This window comes from Pantoea sp. NPDC088449 (assembly GCF_044753225.1).
GTDB lineage: Bacteria > Pseudomonadota > Gammaproteobacteria > Enterobacterales > Enterobacteriaceae > Pantoea > Pantoea floridensis.
On the sequence record NZ_JBIVMT010000003.1, the window covers coordinates 454883 to 473054 of the forward strand.

The 18172-nt window shown below is 57.0% G+C and carries 14 protein-coding genes; 8 read left to right on the forward strand and 6 right to left on the reverse strand.

Features of this window, described 5'->3' with window-relative positions; all coding sequences use genetic code 11:
- The first annotated feature begins 272 nt into the window (after positions 1 to 272).
- Positions 273 to 2663: a glucose/quinate/shikimate family membrane-bound PQQ-dependent dehydrogenase gene (locus ACIP6T_RS16615; RefSeq protein WP_400458199.1), complete on the forward strand. Its 2391-nt coding sequence runs from the start codon at positions 273 to 275 to the stop codon at positions 2661 to 2663.
- 142 nt (positions 2664 to 2805) lie between these two features.
- Here the strand turns inward: ACIP6T_RS16615 and ACIP6T_RS16620 are convergent, their stop codons facing one another.
- From ACIP6T_RS16620 to ACIP6T_RS16630, 3 genes are all read right to left on the reverse strand, one after another.
- Positions 2806 to 4017 (reverse strand): MFS transporter, encoded by a 1212-nt coding sequence (locus tag ACIP6T_RS16620; protein WP_400458142.1) that lies wholly within the window; start codon positions 4015 to 4017, stop codon positions 2806 to 2808.
- A 112-nt stretch (positions 4018 to 4129) separates the two neighbouring features.
- Positions 4130 to 5020: a LysR family transcriptional regulator gene (locus ACIP6T_RS16625; protein WP_400458143.1), complete on the reverse strand. Its 891-nt coding sequence runs from the start codon at positions 5018 to 5020 to the stop codon at positions 4130 to 4132.
- Between the two features lie 188 nt (positions 5021 to 5208).
- Positions 5209 to 5577 carry a helix-turn-helix domain-containing protein gene (locus tag ACIP6T_RS16630; RefSeq protein ID WP_007888509.1) on the reverse strand — a complete coding sequence of 123 codons (369 nt, stop codon included), beginning with the start codon at positions 5575 to 5577 and terminating at the stop codon, positions 5209 to 5211.
- A gap of 164 nt (positions 5578 to 5741) precedes the next feature.
- Between ACIP6T_RS16630 and ACIP6T_RS16635 the strand changes: the two genes are divergently transcribed.
- The 3 genes from ACIP6T_RS16635 (at position 5742) to ACIP6T_RS16645 (ending at position 9011) form a co-directional block, all read left to right on the forward strand.
- Positions 5742 to 6401, forward strand: a complete 660-nt coding sequence (locus tag ACIP6T_RS16635; protein ID WP_007888511.1) for a response regulator transcription factor — start codon at positions 5742 to 5744, stop codon at positions 6399 to 6401.
- Positions 6398 to 7756 (forward strand): sensor histidine kinase, encoded by a 1359-nt coding sequence (locus ACIP6T_RS16640; RefSeq protein ID WP_400458146.1) that lies wholly within the window; start codon positions 6398 to 6400, stop codon positions 7754 to 7756. Before ACIP6T_RS16635 ends, ACIP6T_RS16640 begins: the two co-directional genes overlap by 4 nt.
- Before the next feature lie 388 nt (positions 7757 to 8144).
- A complete protein-coding gene (locus ACIP6T_RS16645; RefSeq protein WP_097095171.1) occupies positions 8145 to 9011 on the forward strand; it encodes a nucleoside-specific channel-forming protein Tsx in 867 nt (288 codons plus the stop codon).
- Between the two features lie 127 nt (positions 9012 to 9138).
- On the opposite strand, the gene yjdN is transcribed toward ACIP6T_RS16645, so the two are convergent.
- Positions 9139 to 9570, reverse strand: coding sequence for a VOC family metalloprotein YjdN (yjdN, locus tag ACIP6T_RS16650; RefSeq protein WP_345827406.1), 432 nt, complete (start codon positions 9568 to 9570; stop codon positions 9139 to 9141).
- A 78-nt stretch (positions 9571 to 9648) separates the two neighbouring features.
- Entirely contained in the window at positions 9649 to 10551 is a 903-nt protein-coding gene (locus ACIP6T_RS16655) for a LysR family transcriptional regulator (protein ID WP_097095173.1), read from the reverse strand.
- Positions 10552 to 10665: 114 nt separating this feature from the next.
- Between ACIP6T_RS16655 and ACIP6T_RS16660 the strand changes: the two genes are divergently transcribed.
- The 4 genes from ACIP6T_RS16660 to ACIP6T_RS16675 all read left to right on the forward strand — a co-directional run bounded on the left by ACIP6T_RS16660 (position 10666) and on the right by ACIP6T_RS16675 (position 16733).
- Positions 10666 to 11979, forward strand: coding sequence for an amidohydrolase (locus ACIP6T_RS16660; RefSeq protein WP_400458148.1), 1314 nt, complete (start codon positions 10666 to 10668; stop codon positions 11977 to 11979).
- Positions 11976 to 13421 carry a M20 family metallopeptidase gene (locus ACIP6T_RS16665; RefSeq protein WP_400458149.1) on the forward strand — a complete coding sequence of 482 codons (1446 nt, stop codon included), beginning with the start codon at positions 11976 to 11978 and terminating at the stop codon, positions 13419 to 13421. The genes ACIP6T_RS16660 and ACIP6T_RS16665 overlap by 4 nt, the downstream gene beginning before the upstream one ends.
- A 192-nt stretch (positions 13422 to 13613) precedes the next feature.
- Entirely contained in the window at positions 13614 to 15134 is a 1521-nt protein-coding gene (gene abgT, locus ACIP6T_RS16670; protein ID WP_400458150.1) for a p-aminobenzoyl-glutamate transporter, read from the forward strand.
- 189 nt (positions 15135 to 15323) lie between these two features.
- Positions 15324 to 16733, forward strand: coding sequence for an MFS transporter (locus ACIP6T_RS16675; RefSeq protein WP_097095177.1), 1410 nt, complete (start codon positions 15324 to 15326; stop codon positions 16731 to 16733).
- Positions 16734 to 16848: 115 nt separating this feature from the next.
- On the opposite strand, the gene ACIP6T_RS16680 is transcribed toward ACIP6T_RS16675, so the two are convergent.
- Entirely contained in the window at positions 16849 to 18168 is a 1320-nt protein-coding gene (locus ACIP6T_RS16680) for a c-type cytochrome (protein ID WP_400458151.1), read from the reverse strand.
- Between the last annotated feature and the right edge of the window lie 4 nt (positions 18169 to 18172).

The following is an 18172-nucleotide window of genomic DNA, read 5'->3' on the forward strand; positions in this document are numbered from 1 at the left end:
ATTTTGCCCTGAGGCGTTATGGCCCTACTTCCCCGGACATAGCGTCTCAATTCCCTCATAAAATGTCGTACTACTTGCCCTCTACGAGTGCAAAGCACTAAAAATATCAAACCCATTAACGTTTTTAAGATAAAATTTAACGCAAAGGGATCATATCGCCGCACGGAAAGCGCCGATCGAACAGGTTTCGTTATTTCGTACTCTATGTCGGGAAGCAGCCCAACGCGTTGTTTCCTTTTTGGTTTTTTATGGCAAAGAAAGAGGTCAATATTATGGGGAAAGCTTCCTCATCTTTTGGCGTAATCCGTTTTCTCACAGTGCTTTTTGCACTGCTGACAGGCGCGTTTATGCTGGTTGGTGGCGTTTGGTTAGCCGCCATTGGAGGTTCCTGGTACTACGTTATTGGCGGTGTGATCATGTTGATCACCGCTGTTCTGCTGTGGCGCCGTAGCGGCTCAGCACTTCTGCTGTACGCATTGCTGCTGTTGGCAACGCTGGTGTGGGGCGTATGGGAAGTCGGCTTCGACTTCTGGGCGCTGGCGCCGCGTACCGATGTGCTGGTGATCTTCGGCATCTGGCTGATTCTGCCGTTTGTTTATCGCGGTTTGAACCAGCCGAGCAAAGGTGCATTGGGTCTGATGGCCGTCGCACTGATTGCCAGCGCACTGGTGCTGGCGTGGGCGGTGTTCCACGATCCGCAAGAGCTGAACGGTGAAATCCCAGCAGCGGCAGCCAATGCCCCGCAGGCGCAGCCGTTAAGCAAAATCGATGATGCTGACTGGCCTGCTTATGCACGCGATCAGCAAGGCACGCGTTTCTCACCGCTGAAGCAGATTAATAGCGGCAACGTGAAAGAACTGCAGGTTGCCTGGCAGTTCCAAACCGGCGATATGAAAACCCCGAACGATCCGGGTGAGATTACCGACGAAGTCACGCCAATTAAAATCCGCGACACGCTTTACCTGTGCTCGCCACACCAGATTCTGTTTGCGCTGGATGCGAAAAGCGGTAAGCAGAAGTGGAAATTTGATCCGGGCCTGAAGCCAAATCCAACCTTCCAGCACGTTACCTGCCGTGGCGTTTCTTACCACGAAGTGCCTGCTGCGGCCGATGCGTCTAACACCCAACCTGCGCTGTGCTCACGCCGCATTTACCTGCCGGTAAACGACGGTCGTATGTTTGCGCTGGATGCGGAAACCGGTGAACGTTGTGCCGCCTTTGGCAACAACGGTGAACTGGATCTGCAGCACAAGCAGCCAGTATTGACCCCAGGTCAATATGAGCCGACCTCTCCGCCAGTGATTACCGATACCACCATCGTGGTGGCCGGTGCGGTGACCGATAACTACTCAACCCGTGAGCCGTCTGGCGCCATTCGTGGTTTTGACGTTAACACCGGTAAACTGCTGTGGGTATTCGATCCGGGCGCGAAAGATCCTAACGCGATTCCAGGTGATGAACACACCTTCACCATGAACTCGCCGAACTCGTGGGCGCCGGCGGTATACGATCCGAAACTGGATATCGTTTACCTGCCAATGGGTGTGTCAACGCCAGATATCTGGGGCGGCAACCGTACTCCAGAGCAGGAGCGTTATGCGAGCAGCGTGCTGGCACTGAATGCCACCACCGGTAAGCTGGTGTGGTCGTATCAGACCGTGCATCACGATCTGTGGGATATGGACCTGCCGTCTCAACCGACGCTGGCCGATATCACCGATAAAGATGGCAAAACCGTCCCGGTCATTTATGCTCCGGCGAAAACCGGTAACATCTTTGTGCTGGATCGCCGTACCGGTGAGCCGGTTGTCCCTGCACCGGAAACCCCGGTTCCACAGGGCGCCGCTAAAGGCGACCACGTAGCGCCTACGCAGCCGTACTCCGAACTGACCTTCCGTCCGAAAAATAATCTGACGGACAAGGACATGTGGGGCGCGACGATGTATGACCAGCTGGTGTGCCGCGTGATCTTCAAGCGTCTGCGCTATGAAGGTCCGTTCACTCCGCCATCTGAGCAGGGTACGCTGGTGTTCCCGGGTAACCTGGGCATGTTCGAATGGGGCGGTATCGCGGTTGATCCACATCGTCAGATTGCGATTGCTAACCCAATGGCGCTGCCGTTTGTCTCTAAGCTGGTTCCGCGCGGTCCGGGCAACCCGATCGAGCCGCCGGCTGACGACAAAGGCGGTTCAGGTACTGAAACCGGTATCCAGCCACAGTACGGCGTTCCGTACGGCGTGGAGCTGAATCCGTTCCTGTCACCGTTTGGCCTGCCGTGTAAGCAACCGGCGTGGGGCTATGTCTCAGCGGTTGACCTGAAAACTAACGAAACCGTGTGGAAAAAACGCATTGGTACGGTACGCGATAGTGCGCCAGTGCCAGTACCGTTCAAAATGGGTATGCCAATGCTGGGCGGCCCAATCACCACAGCTGGTAACGTGTTCTTCATCGGTGCTACCGCAGATAACTACCTGCGTGCGTTCGATACCAACACCGGTGAAATGCTGTGGCAGGCGCGTCTGCCAGCGGGCGGCCAGGCAACGCCGATGACCTATGAAGTAGATGGCAAGCAGTACGTTGTTATCGCTGCCGGCGGTCACGGTTCGTTTGGCACCAAGCTGGGTGATTATGTGATTGCCTATGCACTGCCAGATGCGAAGTAAGTTTTCGCATTGAAGTAATGAGAAAGGCGGACTGTGAAGTCCGCCTTTTTTGTAGGGTCGCCATTGATGGTGACCTTTGCAAAAACCGCACAAACTTGCGGTGCACCCATCATAACGATCGCCATAAATGGCGACCCTACGGTTAACGTTTACGCAGCACCCGTGCGTTTAACAGCGCACACAGCGCCATGATTACGCAGGTCGCCAGGAACACCGGGCGCATGCCAAATGCACCACCGATAAAACCGCCGAACAGCGGACCTGAAACCTGGCCGACATACTGCGCCGAGGTGGCATAGCCCAGCATCTTCCCCACCTGCGACTGCGGTACGCTGTGGCGAATCAGCGCCGTGACGCACGGCATCAAGCCACCCAGCGCCATGCCCATCAGAAAACGCAGCACCACCAGTTGCCAGGCTTCACTGATAAATGCCTGCGGGATCAGCAACAGCGCGCACGCTATTAATCCATACACCAGCACGCAGCCATGTCCAACCCGGTCGGCCAGCTTTCCTAAACGTGGCGCGGAAAGAATGCTGCCGAGCGCCGCTGCCGCCATCACCAATCCGGCAGTGACCGTTACCGCGTGATCGCCGCTGACAAACTGGCCGATGTACAGCGTGATAATCGGTTCAATCGACATATTGGCGAAAATCAGCAACATACCCGACAGCCACATCAAGCGCACTACGGGCAGATTCAGCGACTTTTCATCGTCGGCTGCGCTCTGCTGTGTTTTTTTGCCAGCAGCACGTGGCACCTCTTTCAGCAAAAAGGTGGTCGCCAGGAAGGCGAGGAAAATCACCGCGCCCGTCAACCAGAAAGTATGGCGAATGCCAATCAGCGGCGGCAATACCCCGCCCAGCAGCGGTCCCACCACGTTACCGGCCATAATGCCGGACGATAAAATACCGAGCGCCCAGCCGGTTTGCTCTTTCGGCGTTTGCGCCGCCACCAGAATGGTCGATCCTGAGGCGTAGCCGCCAAGTAATCCCGCCAGCAAACGCAGCGCCACCAGCTGCCACGGCGCGGTGGCCATGCCAATCAGCGACATGGCAATCGCCATGCCAAGGCTGGCGCGGATTAACATCAGTTTGCGACCATAGCGATCGGCCAGCTTGCCCCACAGCGGCGCGGTCAACGCGGCGCTGAGGAAGGTGGCGCCATAGGCCGCACCTGACCAGCGCGCAATCGCCGCCGGCTCCTGCACGCCGAGTTGTTGCACGTAGAGCGGCAGAAACGGCAACAGCAGCGTCATCGCCACGATGGTGCTGAATGAACCCAGCACGCAGACTACTAAATTTCGCTTCCAGTGTTGCTGTTCGGGCGCTAACGCGATTGGAGGTTGTTGCATGGTGATATCCCTGTTTTTTGCTTTTTTAGCAGGCTAACAGTGACTTCTGGCAGAGAACAGCGTTGCAGTGATAATTGCCAGGCAGCGCAATATTGTTGCCAGCAAACAACAATCAGCGACTGCCGAGGGCATTAATTAGCGCCTCGCATAATAACGTTACCGGTGAGGAGGGCTGCAGCTGCTCTTTCAGCAGCAGATAACTGTGCAGGCGATCCATCTGCCACTCCGGCAGCACCTGCTGAATTTCACCGCGCGCCAACGCTTCCTGCGTCATATAGGCCGGTAGATAAGCGATGCCCGTGCCCGCCAGCGCGGCATTCAGCAGCGCCATGCTGTTATTGGCGCGGAAGCGACTGCGCACATCCAGCGCTAACCGCTGCTTATCACGCCGAAACGGCAGCGCTGCGGTATGCGCCGGTCCGTGAAACAGCAACAGATCGTGGCGCATCAGACGTTCGGGATGGTCGATAGCTGCGTGCGCCGCCAGATAATCCGGCGTGGCGTACAAGCCCCAATCGATGCTGCTGAGTTCTCGAAAATTGGCCGCATCAGGCGCACGCGCGCGAATCACGATCGCCACATCGGCACTGGGTTGCGGATCATCAAGGGTGGTGAGGTCAAGATCGACATTGATATGAATATGACGACGAATAAAATCATTGAGCGTCGGCACCACGCATTGGCAGCCATAGGTGATCGGTGCTTGCAAGCGCACGTTGCCCGCCGGTAATTGATGCACCTGCTGCACAAACGCATCGGCGCGATGCATTTCTGCCAGCATACGCGTACAAAACGGATAGTAAGCCTGGCCGAGCTCCGTCAGCACCACTTTACGCGTGGTGCGCTGCAGCAGCTTGATACCGAGCCGCACTTCCAGCCGGGCCACTTCACGGCTGACGTGAGATTTGGAGACGCCTAAAGTACGAGCGGCTTCACTAAAGCTTTGCCGTTCCACCACGCGTGCAAACAGCATCATGGCGGTGAGATTGTCGCTGTTATCCATGTTCTCTGGTGGGCTAGATAAGTGAGAACCGTAGATTAAAAGCTAAACCAGTAATAAGTCCATCGCCGCACATTTCGTAGCGGCGCGATTTATCGCGCGTATCAATGGCACCTGATTGCCCATCCAGATATTGCGCAATGAATTGCGCCGCTACGAAGCGTGCTCTGAGAAATATCGGAATAAGTATTTCAACTCGCCATCGCCAGTGGGAACAGCAGCCGATCCGGCTCAACGCGGCGCTGACGGCGCAGCTGGCCTGGCGTCACAAGGAAATAATTTTTAAATGTACGGGTATAAGCCTGCTGCGTATCAAAACCGTAGCTCATCGCCACCTGCAAAATTGCTTCGTCACTGTTGATAAGCGTGAGTGCTGACTCAGTCAGCCGGCGCTGGCGAATGTACTCTGCCAGAGAAAACCCGGTGTGCTGACGAAACAGACGTTGCAGATGCCAGCGGGAGTATCCCGAGCGGCGTGCTACTTCATCCAGATGCAAATCGTGTCCTAAATTATTTTCTATCCAGTCCAGCAAACTACGGATAAATTCGCGCTGATTCATGGGATTCTCCTGCTTTGACGATGTGTCCAGTGCAGCTACTGTAGCGCGTTAAATTTATCCCTTAATTAGCGGAAAATTAGCGCAGAATTAGCAAGGCAAAAAACAGGGTAATTCTGCGCTAAGAAAACAACGGTAAACTACGCTCAGTTAAGTTGGAGAACATCATGCGTGTGCTGCTGGTAGAAGATGACGAAATGATTGGCGCCAACCTGCAGCAAGCGCTGGAAGCGGCAGGTTGGTCGGTGGATTGGGTGCGTGATGGCGTGTTTGCCAGCAATGCCTGGGCCGAAGGCGGCTATACCTGCGTGTTATTGGATTTGGGCTTGCCACGTGAAGATGGCCTGCAGGTGCTGCGCCGCGCACGCACGCGCGGTGACATGACGCCCGTGCTGGTGCTTACCGCCCGCGATACCGTGCAGCAACGCATTCAGGGGCTGGACAGCGGTGCGGATGACTATTTGCTGAAACCCTTTGATCTGCAAGAAGTGCTGGCGCGCATGCGCGCCATTACCCGACGTCGCCACGGTGCGGCGGATTCCCTGCTGGGCAGCGGCGACGTGCAGATTGATATCATGACGCGTGAAGTCCTTTACAAAGGCCAGCGCGAGCAGCTTACCGCGCGCGAATATGCCCTGCTCTACGCGCTTCTGGAGCGCCCGGGTGCCATCCTGTCGCGCGAGCAGTTAGAGAACCGTATTTATGGCTGGGGCGAAGAAGTGAGCAGCAACGCCGTTGATGTATTAATTCACGGCATGCGCCGTAAGCTGGATAACGAAGTGATCCGCAACGTGCGCGGACTCGGCTGGCGAGTACCGGCAATATGAAACCTTTCACCTTTATGCGCTCTCTGCGTAACAAACTGCTCGCCACGCTGGTGATTCTGCACCTGGCGATGATCGGCGGCGTCACCTGGTATTTCTATCACTGCTACGGCGACATGATGGGCACCATGAAGGACGATCAACTTGCTAAGATCGCCGATGCCTGGTCCAGCAGCCAGCGTATGCCCGCCTTGATGCCGATGGTGATGAATACCGAAAAGCTGAAAAGCACCTACATTGTCCAGCTGTGGGACACCAATAACCGGCTGCGTGCCAGCTCGTGGCCCGATCTGCATGCCCCCTTGCAAAGCAAAAATGGCTGGCACGACCTGAAAGTGGGTGATTGTGGCGATGACTGCGAATGGCGCGTCTATACGCGTCCCGGCGAATTGGGCAGTGAAATTGGCAATATCCAGGTGCTGCACAACATCGGCTACATGAAAAGCATCATGCTGAAGCGGGCGCTCTCCGCCATCATTCCGTTGGTATTAATGATGCCGCTTTCGCTGCTCGTCATCTGGCTGGTGGTACGCGCCATCACGCGTGATTTACGCGTTGCATCGCGTCAAATCGCCGCCCAGGAAACGCTGCATCCGCATACGCTATCTCCTGATGGCTTGCCGGATGAAGTGCTGCCGCTGGTGGCGGCTTACAACTCGTTGCTGGATAAACTGCGCACGGCATGGTCGTCTCAGCGCCAGTTCCTTGAGGATGCCGCCCACGAGCTGCGCACGCCGGTGACCGCCGTGACCTTGCAGCTGGAAAATCTGCGACAACACATTCAGCCGGGAGAAGCCAGTCGCCAGTTCGATCAGCTGGAAGCGGGCGTCACCCGGACGCGTCATTTGGTCACGCAGCTGCTGAACATTTCGCGCCAGGAAGATCAATCGGTGGTTGCCACGGTGGAAGCCATCGAGTTGGACAGTCTGCTGAAAGAGAGCATTGAGCAGCTGATGGTGGTGGCCGACAAACGCGGTATTGATATCGGCTTCAACGGCACAGCGCACTATCGCCTGCACGCCAGTCGCTCTGATTTACGTAGCCTGTTCGATAACCTGATCGGTAACGCGATGCTGCATACGCCGGAAGGCAGTTTGGTGGATGTGCTGCTGCATCGGGTGGGGAATCATACCGTGGTGGATATTGTGGACAACGGGCCAGGTATGGCGGAATCCTTTATCGAACGCGCTTTTGACCGCTTTACCCGTTCGCCTGATGCGCAGGCGCAAGGCAGCGGGCTGGGCCTGTCGATCGTGCGCAGCGTGGCGCAGAAACATCAGATGCAGGTTGCGCTGTCGAATCGCCATGATGCGCTGGGCCAGATTGCCGGGCTGCAGGTGCGCGTTACCTTGCCATAACTCGCACCGTGCCGTAGCGGCGCAATTTATTGTGCATTTTCATAGCGAGCACGGTGCCCCTTCAAAAAACGCGCGATAAATCGCGCCGCTACATCCTTTCCCTACATCAAACACATTTCCTGCTGTACGCGACAACGTAAACGGTTGCGGGGTTCCGTTCGCTGCACGGCTTATTTGTGATAATGATCACATTTTCAGTGAATCGAAATGCAACACTTTTTGACAAACGTGATCAAAATCTATTTTCTATGCCTCTGTTACAGGCACATTACGCGGGCTTGAAAATCTGGCGCTTGAGACCGGATCCAACAACACACTGCCCATCCCTGGGATCGACTTCACCCGATCGCGGCACAAGACCGGCGATCACAAGCATGTGGTTAAAATAATGAAATATAACTCGTTGATAGCAGGCGCCTTATTGGCCACTAGCTTGACTGGCGCAGCACAAGCGGCAGAAAGCGATCCGCAGTATCTTTCCGATTGGTGGCATCAAAGCGTTAACGTGGTGGGCAGCACGCATACCCGTTTTGGACCCCAGTTTAATAATGACGTGTACCTCGAATACGAAGCCTTCACCAAAAAGGATTGGTTCGATTTCTACGGTTACCTCGATCTGACCAACTTCTTTGGCGTGGGCAATAGCAACGCCAATGGCGTATTTGACCACGGTTCGCCGATGTTCATGGAAATTGAGCCCCGTTTCTCGATTGATAAACTGACCGGCACCGATCTCTCATTTGGTCCGTTCAAAGAGTGGTATTTCGCCAACAACTATATTTATGACATGGGTCGCAATAGCGATAACCGTCAGAACACCTGGTACATGGGTCTTGGCACCGACATCGATACGCACAGCGATATCGGCCTGTCGCTCAACGTGTACGCCAAATACCAGTGGGAAAACTACGGTGCGGCAAACGAGAACAGCTGGGATGGTTATCGCTTCAAGGTGAAATACTTTGTGCCGATTACCGATCTGTGGGGCGGCAAGCTGAGCTACATCGGCTTTACCAACTTTGACTGGGGTTCCGATCTGCGTGATGAGTCCGATCGTTCACGCACCAGCAACTCCATCGCTTCCAGCCACATTCTGTCGCTGAACTACGATCACTGGCACGTTTCTACCGTGGCGCGTTACTTCCACAACGGCGGCCAGTGGGCTGACGGCCAGGAGCTGAACTTCGGCAACGGCCCGTTTGAAGTGAAATCAACCGGCTGGGGTTACTACCTGGTGGTGGGTTACAACTTCTAAGGTGTTGAGGGTTTCCCCTCACCCCAGCCCTCTCCCGCTCGCGGGAGAGGGAGTAATTAGGCTCGATCGGTTCCCTCGCCCACTTGTGGGAGAGGGTTAGGGTGAGGGCCAGCGCGCACCATCCCACTCAAACCTGTGGCTTATACGCATTCACCATCCACGGCACGCCGAATTTATCGGTAAACATCCCAAAACCGTTGGCCCAGAACGTTGGAGCCCAGCTTTTGGTGACGTTACCGCCCGCCGACAGCGCATCAAACCAACGCTTCCCTTGCGCTTCATCCGGCGTGGATAAACTCACCGAGAAACCGGCATATTCCGCCTGCGGTGCGCCATCACTCATCATTATTTCGCCCTGCCCGATACGCACATGCGCATGCATAATCTGCTCGGGTGAAAAGCTCACGCCTGAAGTGCAACCTTCATCCTCCACCGGCGTTTCATCTGGCATATCGCCATAGGTCATCTTAAACAGCAGCTCGCCGTCGGTAGCCGCAAGGTAGAAGGCAATCGCCTCTTCGCAGCGGCCGTTGTAGAACACATACGGGGTAACTTGCATGGTCTGTACTCCATTAAGGGAACGCCAGATGCAAGTGTAGTGCGCATTATTTATACCGTTGCGAGCCAGGACGCACTCTTACCTTTGCTGACAATGGCGGCGGAACAGCTGCGCCATATAGGCACTCATCGGCGTCAGAGCAGCATCTTTGCGCTGGATCAGATAGAACGTGGCTTTCGGCAAGGGATCGTCAAGCTCCAGCGAAATCAGCTGACCGCCGTGCGTCGGATCTTCAATCACATCGCGCGAGATAATACTGACGAAGTCACTCTGCGCCACCAGACTGGTGCAAGCCATAAAGGTTTCGCAGGTCACTACAATTTGCGGTGCCATGCCGCGCTCGCCAAACAGATCGTGCAGCAGCCGATAGTAGCTGCCCTGCGGCGTTGGCATAGTCCAGTCGCAGTGTTGTAACTCGGCCAGCGAGCGCGCGTGCGCCATCGGATGGCCTTTACGCATCACTACCTGATAGTCGCGCTCCATCAAGCGTTCAAAAATTAATTCCTGATCGAGATGATTTTTTTCGTAGGTATTGATGGTGAAATCCAGCTCGCCCTGGCGCAGTTCCTGCACCATCGATACCAGTTGGCCTTCAACAATGCGTACCTTTACCAGCGGATACTCGCGATGAAACTGCGTGATGACATGCGGCATGATGGTGCGCGCAATACTGCCGCCCACGCCAATATTCACGCGCCCGCCCGCCAATCCCAGCCGCTGCTGAATATCCTCCTGCGCCACCCGCAACTCTTCCAGCACCAGGCTGGCATGCTGGAAAAAGTTATCACCGATGTCGGTCAACGTGACGCCCTGCTGGCGCCGTTCAAACAGCCGTGCACCCAGCGTGAGCTCCAGTTCCTGAATCGCTTTGGTGAGCGCGGGCTGCGAGAGCCCGGATAAACGGCTGGCGGCACGAATACTGCCCTGCCGCGCCACGTCAACAAAGGCGCGCAGCTGATGAAGTTTGAGGTTCGCAGACATGTTTGAAGTGATAACCGTTGTTTATCAGTAGCAAGATATTCGCATCTTATGCGCTCCAAAACCATTGTGTAGATTCGAGTGAATGCATAAAAAATCAACACAAAGGAAATGCCGATGAAAACCCTGTCCGAACGTGTCAACGCCCGCGTGCCGCAGATGCAGGCCTGGCGGCGCGATCTGCACCATTTTGCCGAATCAGGCTGGCTGGAGTTTCGCACCGCCACCTTAGTGGCAGAAGAGCTGCATCGTCTTGGTTATCAACTCAAGCTCGGCCGCGAGGTGATCGATGCCGACGCGCGCATGGGAGTGCCCTCCGATGAGGTGCTGGCGCAACAGGAAGCGCGCGCGCTGGAGCAAGGTGCGCTGCCGCAGTGGATCACACACTTCTCCGGCGGATTTTGTGGCGTGGTGGCGACGCTGGAAACCGGTCGTCCGGGCCCGGTAATGGGTTTTCGCGTTGATATGGATGCACTCGATCAAAACGAAAGCCGCGCAAGCGATCATCTGCCGACGCGCGAAGGTTTTGCCTCGTGCAATCCCGGCATGATGCACGCGTGCGGTCACGATGGCCACACCACCATCGGCCTGGCGCTGGCGGGCGTATTAATGGAGATGAAAGATCAGCTGAGCGGCACGCTTAAAATCATCTTCCAGCCAGCTGAAGAAGGCGTGCGCGGCGCCAAAGCGATGGTCGCCGCGGGCGTGGTGGATGATGTCGATTTGTTTACCGCCATTCACCTCGGCACCGGCGTGCCTGCCGGTGAAATCGTGTGTGGCAGCGACAGCTTCCTCGCTACCACCAAACTCGACGTCACGTTCACCGGCGTGGGCGCGCATGCCGGCGGCAAACCGGAAGAAGGCCGCAACGCCTTGCTGGCGGCGGCGCAGGCCACACTGGCGCTGCACAATTTGCCGCAGCACAGCGGCGGCGTGGCGCGCGTTAACGTCGGCGTATTACAGGCAGGCTCCGGACGCAACGTGGTGCCCGACTACGCGCTCATGAAGGTGGAGACGCGCGGCGCGAGCAACGATGTCAACGACGATATCTATCAGCAGGCGCTGCGCGTGATCGCCGGTGCGGCCGCAATGTACGGCGTTGAATACGATGTGAAGCTGATGGGCGGCGCACGTAGCTGCACGCCAAGTCAGCCGTGGGTGGCATTCATCCACCAGCAGGCCGAGGCGCTGGGCATTTTTACTTCGGTGGTCGATACCAAACAGCAGGCGGCCGGATCCGAAGATGCCACCTACATGCTGGAGCGCGTGCAGCAGCGCGGCGGCCAATCCTCCTATGTGATTTTCGGCTGCGCACTGGCGGCGGGTCATCACAACGCCAGATTCGATTTCGACGAAGCAATCATGGCTACCGCAGTACAGACGCTAGCAACGCTGGCACTTAATCAAGCCCAGTTTGGAGGCCAACGATGAGCCACAGCGAATTTATTGATCACTATATCAACCACCATCAGCCGCGTTTTACTGCCCTGAGCGATGCCATCTGGGACGTGCCGGAAACCCGCTTTGAAGAGACGCAATCCGCCGCGCTGCTGGCCGATGCGCTGGAACAGGAGGGCTTTGCCGTGGAGCGTGGCGTCGGCAACATTGACACCGCGTTTGTTGCCAGCATCGGCAGCGGTAAACCGGTGATCGCCATTCTTGGCGAGTTTGATGCGCTAGCCGGTTTGAGCCAGCAATCGGGCTGCGCCACGCCGCAGCCGCTGGTGGAGAACGGTAACGGCCACGGCTGCGGCCACAATCTGCTCGGCACCGCCGGTTTAGCCGCCGCCTTCGCCATCAAAGCCTGGTGGGCAGAGCACGGCCAGCGCGGCACGCTGCGCTTTTACGGCTGTCCGGGCGAAGAAGGCGGTTCCGGCAAAACCTTTATGGTGCGTGAAGGCTTGTTTGACGATGTGGACGCGGCAGTCACCTGGCATCCCGAAGGCTTCAGCGGCATGTTTAACCTCAGCACGCTGGCCAATATTCAGGCGGCTTTCCGCTTTAAAGGCGTGGCGGCGCACGCGGCTAACTCGCCGCATCTGGGGCGCAGCGCGCTGGATGCGGTGACGCTGATGAACACCGGCGCTAACTTCCTGCGCGAGCACATTGTACAAGAAGCGCGGCTGCACTATGCGGTGACCAACACCGGCGGTGTCTCCCCCAATGTGGTGCAAGCCGATGCCGAAGTGCTGTACCTGATTCGCGCGCCGCAGCTCGATCAGGCGCAGGATATCTATCAGCGCGTGATTAACATCGCTAAAGGCGCGGCGCTGATGACCGACACGCAGATGACGGTGCGCTTTGATAAAGCCTGCTCCAATTACGTGCCGAATCGCGCGCTGGAAAGCGTGATGGAGCGCTATTTGCATCAGTTTGGTTTGCCTGACTACAGCGAAGCGGAGCAGGCGTTCGCCGCTGAGATTCGTGCCACGCTGAGCAAAGACGATCTGCGCAACGCGCGTCTCAATGCGGCACGCACCGGCGGTGAAGCGGGCGTCGCCTGGAGCGAGGCGCTGGGCGATAAGATTCTGATGGATGAGGTGGCGCCTTATGCGGTCACGCGTGAGCTGCTTTACGGCTCAACCGACGTTGGCGATGTGAGTTGGGTGACGCCCACCGCGCAGTGCTTTGCGCCCTGCTTTGCTTTCGGCACGCCGCTGCACACCTGGCAGCTGGTCGCGCAGGGCCGCACGTCTATTGCGCACAAAGGCATGTGCCTGGCGGCCAAAGTGATGGCCGCCACCGCGTTAACCTTGCTGCAGGATGACGAGGCGCTGGCGCGCTGCCGCGAAGAGTTCCAACGCGTGCGCCGCGAACAACCTTACATCTGCCCGATTCCAGCAGATGTCACACCGTCGAAATTAGTCTCCTAAGCAGTAATAAGCACCATCCGTAGCGGCGCGATTCATCGCGCATTTGAATGGCGACTCCGTGCCCATCCAGATATTGCGCAATAAATTGCGCCGCTACGGTATGTACGAACATTGAATACGACCTTAATACAAAAAAATATAGCCCCCAAGCGGGCATGCAAACATAACAAGACGACTGACGAGGATTGATCTATGGAAGCCACCACGGAGAACCGCAGCCCCGGAAAACTGTTTAGCTGGATTGAACGCGTTGGTAATAAAGTGCCGAACCCGTTCTTACTGTTTGTCTATTTGATTGTGGTGCTGATGGTTGCCACCGCCATTCTCGGCAGCCTTGATGTGGCGGTGAAGAATCCCACCAACGGCGAGCTGGTGCGGGTCAACAACCTACTGAGCGTCGCCGGAATTCAGTGGATCCTGCCCAACATCATCAAAAACTTCAGCGGCTTTACGCCGTTGGGATCGATTCTGGCGCTGGTGATTGGCGCTGGATTAGCGGAAAAAGTCGGCCTGCTGCAGTCGCTGATGGTGAAAATGGCCTCACGCGTCAGCCGCCGCTACGCCAGCTACATGGTGCTGTTTATCGCCTTCTTCAGCCACATCTCATCGGATGCGGCGCTGGTGGTGATGCCACCGCTCGGCGCGCTGATTTTCCTCGCGGTGGGACGCCATCCGGTGGCGGGCCTGCTGGCGGCGATTGCCGGGGTAGCGTCCGGCTTTACCGCCAACTTGTTGATTGTGACCACCGATGTCCTGCTCTCCGGCATCAGCACCGAAGCCGCCAAAGCAGTGAGCGATACCGTGCACGTTAGCGTTATCGACAACTGGTTCTTTATGGCCAGTTCGGTGATTGTGCTGACCATCGCCGGCGCGCTACTCACCGATAAATTCGTCGAACCGCGTCTGCCAGCGTGGAACGGCGGCAATAATCATCGCCTGCCACCGCTTACCGCGCTGGAGAATCGCGGCCTGAAAGCCGCTAGTATCGCCGCGCTGGTGTTTATTGCCCTAATGGCGCTGCTGGTGGTGCCGGAACACGCGCCGCTGCGCAACCCGAAAACCGGCGGCATCATCCCCTCGCCGTTTATTCAGGGCATTGTACCGATCATCATCCTGTTCTTCTTCGTGGTGGCCATTGCCTACGGTGCGGTGACGAAGCAGATCCGCCGTCCGGATGATATTCCGCAGCTGCTGGTTGATCCGATGAAGAGCATGGCGGGCTTTATTGTGATGGTGTTTCCGCTGTCGCAGTTTGTTGCCTTCTTTAACTGGAGCAACATGGGCAAGTTTATGGCGATAGGCCTGACCGATGTGCTGGAGAGCGCCGGCATCAGCGGTGCACCGGCGTTTATGGGATTGATGTTCCTGTCGGCGTTCTTGTGCATGTTTATCGCCAGCGGATCGGCGATCTGGTCAATCCTCGCGCCGGTATTTGTACCAATGTTTATGCTGCTGGGCTTCCATCCGGCATTTGCCCAGATGATTTTCCGCATCGCCGATTCTGCCGTGCTGCCGCTGGCGCCGATGTCACCGTTCCTGCCGCTGTTCCTCGGCTTCCTGCAGCGCTATCAAAAAGATGCACAGCTAGGCACCTATTACGTGCTGATCTTCCCTTATCCGCTGGTGTTCTTTACCACCTGGATCGTGCTGCTGCTGGCGTGGTACGCGTTGGGTTTACCGATTGGACCGGGCGTTTATCCCAGCCTGCACTAAGCCTGCGCCATGGATGGCGATCACACTTCTGTGAACTGCAACGCATGTTGCCAAAATGTCACCGTAGCGCCTCTCGGCAACCTGTCACGAATTTATTATTCTGCTATTCCTTCGCTTGCTAACGGTTAATTATTTTAAAACCTCTCTCAGCCGTCAGCGGGTTCTGCAAACACCGAGGTCTATAGAACAATGACAACCATCACATCGACAGGGATGGCGAACGATCGCATGAGCGCGGATCGCCGCACCTTAGCCGGGCGCATTGATGCGCTGCCCTCTTCCGCGGGTTTGTGGCGCTTTATCACGCTACTGGCGCTCGGCGGCTTTTTTGAACTCTACGATCTGTTTGAAACCGGCTATATCAGCTCTGGCCTGATTGCCGCCGGCGTGTTTCATACCGGCTCGGCGGGCGTGTTCGGCATCGCCGATCAGGCGGCGTTTGCCTCCGCCACCTTCCTTGGCCTGTTTGTCGGTGCCAGCCTGCTCGCGCCCTATGCCGATCGCTTCGGCCGCCGCCTCACCTTTATGTGCGCGCTGGCGTGGTACGGCGCGTTTTCTCTGCTGATGGCGTTCCAGCAGAGCGCGGAGATGATTATCCTGTTCCGCTTCCTGGTCGGCATTGGTCTCGGCGTGGAGCTGGTGACCATCGATACTTATCTCTCCGAATGGGTGCCGGCGCATCTGCGCAGCCGCGCGTTCGCCTTCTCGTTCTTTATCCAGTTTCTGTCGGTACCGGCGGTGGCGCTGATGTCGTGGTGGCTGGTGCCGCAAACCATCCTTAGCCTGGAGGGCTGGCGCTGGGTGGTGATTGCTGGCGCAGTGTGTTCGCTGGTGATCTGGCTGATCCGTAAAAACCTGCCCGAATCCGCGCGCTGGCTGGCGCAACAAGGGCGCCATCAGGAAGCGCATCAGGTGCTGAGCGCGATGGAAAAACGCTGTGGCATCTCGCCAGGCGAAGACTTTTCCCACAGCGATGCCGCGGCACAGCTGCCGAAAAAAGGTCGCTTCAGTGAGATTTGGGCGCCGGCCTATCGCAAGCGTACGCTGATGCTGGTGGTGATGAACTTCTTTCAGGCGATTGGCTTCTTTGGCTTCGGTAACTGGTTGCCCGCGCTGCTGTCGGGCAAAGGCGCCACCGTCACGCACAGCCTGCTGTATGCCTTTTTCATTACGCTGGCCTACCCGCTCGGTTCGCTGATTTGCAGCCGCTACGCCGATAAGATTGAGAACAAATGGCAGATCGTTCTGTCATCGCTGATGACGGTGGTGTTCGGCACGCTATTCGCCTTTATGACGAATCCGGTGCTGATGATCATCTGCGGTTTCCTGATCACCTACAGCAACGCGTGGCTGACCTTCAGCTATCACGCTTATCAAACCGAGATTTTCCCGACGCACATTCGCGCCCGCGCGGTGGGTTTCTGCTATTCGTTTAGCCGATTGTCGACGGTGTTCAGCAGCATTTTGATTGGCATTATTTTGCAGTATGCCGGCAGCCAAGGCGTGATCGCCTTTATCGTGCTGAGCATGTTGATGGTGATGCTATCGGTGGGGATTTACGGGCCGAAAACCCGTGGCATGGATTTGGAGAATATTTGAGTTGATGCCCTCACCCTAGCCCTCTCCCACAAGTGGGAGAGGGAATAATTAGGGGAGAAATATGCTCGATCGGTTCCCTCTCCCGCCTGCGGGAGAGGGTTAGGGTGAGGGAAAGCTACTGCCCTTCCAGCACCTTAATATCCGCGCTGCTCTGCTTCGGCTGCACGGTTTCGTCTTTACGTAGCGCCGCCACATCCTTCGCCGATACGCTCGACTTCACGCCATTGCCCCAGCTGCCACGGATAAAGTTCACCACATCCGCCACCTGCTGGTCGTTCATGCGCCAGCCGAACGCCGGCATGGTGATCGCCGTTGGTGCACCCTGCACGCCAGGCAAAGTACCGCCCACCAGCACAATGTGAATCAGCGAGGTTGGATCGTCAGCCATCACCACCGGATTACCGCGCAGCGCCGGATAGAAGCGCTGATAGCCGCTGCCGTCGGTTTTGTGGCACGCCGCACAGCTATCGACGTAGGTTGCTGCGCCTGGCTGGCTGTCGTCACCTTTCCACAACGCTTTGGCGACGGCGTCATCCTGCTTAAACACCGCCTGATTCGGATCTTTTGCGCCGAGTGATTTCAGATACTTAGCGATCGCGCTGATATCGTCATCGCTCAGATATTGCAGGCTGTGCTGCACCACGTCGGTCATACCACCAAACACCGCGGTGTGATCGTTGCGGCCAAAGCGCAGGAACTGCTTGAGATCCTCTTCGCTCCAGCGGCCTAAACCATCGCGGTTGTCGCCACGCAGGTTGCTGGCGGTCCAGCCGTCAATCGGCGCGCTGCTGCCGGCGAGATAGTTGTTGCCTTCGTCGTTATTAAGCGCTTTTTCCTGCATGGTGATGCTGCGCGGCGTGTGGCAGGCGCCACAGTGACCGAGACCTTCCACCAGATAGCGACCGCGAGCAAGCACAGGATCTTCCTGCGCCGCCGGCTGGAACGCCTTCACGTCCGGCGCAAAGATGCCGCGCCAGATCGAGAGCGGCCAGCGCATCGACAGCGGCCACGGAATATCGCTCTCTTTATTGGCCTGCGCCACCGGCTGCACGCCGTGCATGAAGTAGGCATACAGCGCCTTCATGTCGTCATCGCTGACTACCGCGTACGACGGATACGGCATCGCCGGATAGAGCGTATCGCCGTTTTTCGCTACGCCGTGACGCACCGCTTTCTGGAAATCATCGTAGCTATAGTCACCAATGCCGGTGGCTTTATCCGGCGTGATGTTGGTGGAATAAATGGTGCCGATTGGCGTCGCCATGGGCAGTCCACCGGCAAACGGCTGACCGCCCTGCGCGCTGTGACACGCCACGCAGTCACCCGCGCGCGCCAGATACTCGCCGCGTTTCACCAACGCGTCCGCAGCGCTATCATCCGCCACTGCGGCGAACGTCATCGTGCCCAGAAACAGGGCTAAAATGCTTTTGATCATCGCC

Coding starts and splice junctions, on each gene's coding strand:
- ACIP6T_RS16665 (WP_400458149.1), top strand. CDS start 11,976: ATGAGCCACAGCGAATTTATTGATCACTATATCAACCACCATCAGCCG.
- yjdN (WP_345827406.1), bottom strand. CDS start 9,570: ATGCAAGTTACCCCGTATGTGTTCTACAACGGCCGCTGCGAAGAGGCG.
- ACIP6T_RS16645 (WP_097095171.1), top strand. CDS start 8,145: ATGAAATATAACTCGTTGATAGCAGGCGCCTTATTGGCCACTAGCTTG.
- abgT (WP_400458150.1), top strand. CDS start 13,614: ATGGAAGCCACCACGGAGAACCGCAGCCCCGGAAAACTGTTTAGCTGG.
- ACIP6T_RS16660 (WP_400458148.1), top strand. CDS start 10,666: ATGAAAACCCTGTCCGAACGTGTCAACGCCCGCGTGCCGCAGATGCAG.
- ACIP6T_RS16675 (WP_097095177.1), top strand. CDS start 15,324: ATGACAACCATCACATCGACAGGGATGGCGAACGATCGCATGAGCGCG.
- ACIP6T_RS16655 (WP_097095173.1), bottom strand. CDS start 10,551: ATGTCTGCGAACCTCAAACTTCATCAGCTGCGCGCCTTTGTTGACGTG.
- ACIP6T_RS16630 (WP_007888509.1), bottom strand. CDS start 5,577: ATGAATCAGCGCGAATTTATCCGTAGTTTGCTGGACTGGATAGAAAAT.
- ACIP6T_RS16615 (WP_400458199.1), top strand. CDS start 273: ATGGGGAAAGCTTCCTCATCTTTTGGCGTAATCCGTTTTCTCACAGTG.
- ACIP6T_RS16680 (WP_400458151.1), bottom strand. CDS start 18,168: ATGATCAAAAGCATTTTAGCCCTGTTTCTGGGCACGATGACGTTCGCC.
- ACIP6T_RS16635 (WP_007888511.1), top strand. CDS start 5,742: ATGCGTGTGCTGCTGGTAGAAGATGACGAAATGATTGGCGCCAACCTG.
- ACIP6T_RS16640 (WP_400458146.1), top strand. CDS start 6,398: ATGAAACCTTTCACCTTTATGCGCTCTCTGCGTAACAAACTGCTCGCC.
- ACIP6T_RS16625 (WP_400458143.1), bottom strand. CDS start 5,020: ATGGATAACAGCGACAATCTCACCGCCATGATGCTGTTTGCACGCGTG.
- ACIP6T_RS16620 (WP_400458142.1), bottom strand. CDS start 4,017: ATGCAACAACCTCCAATCGCGTTAGCGCCCGAACAGCAACACTGGAAG.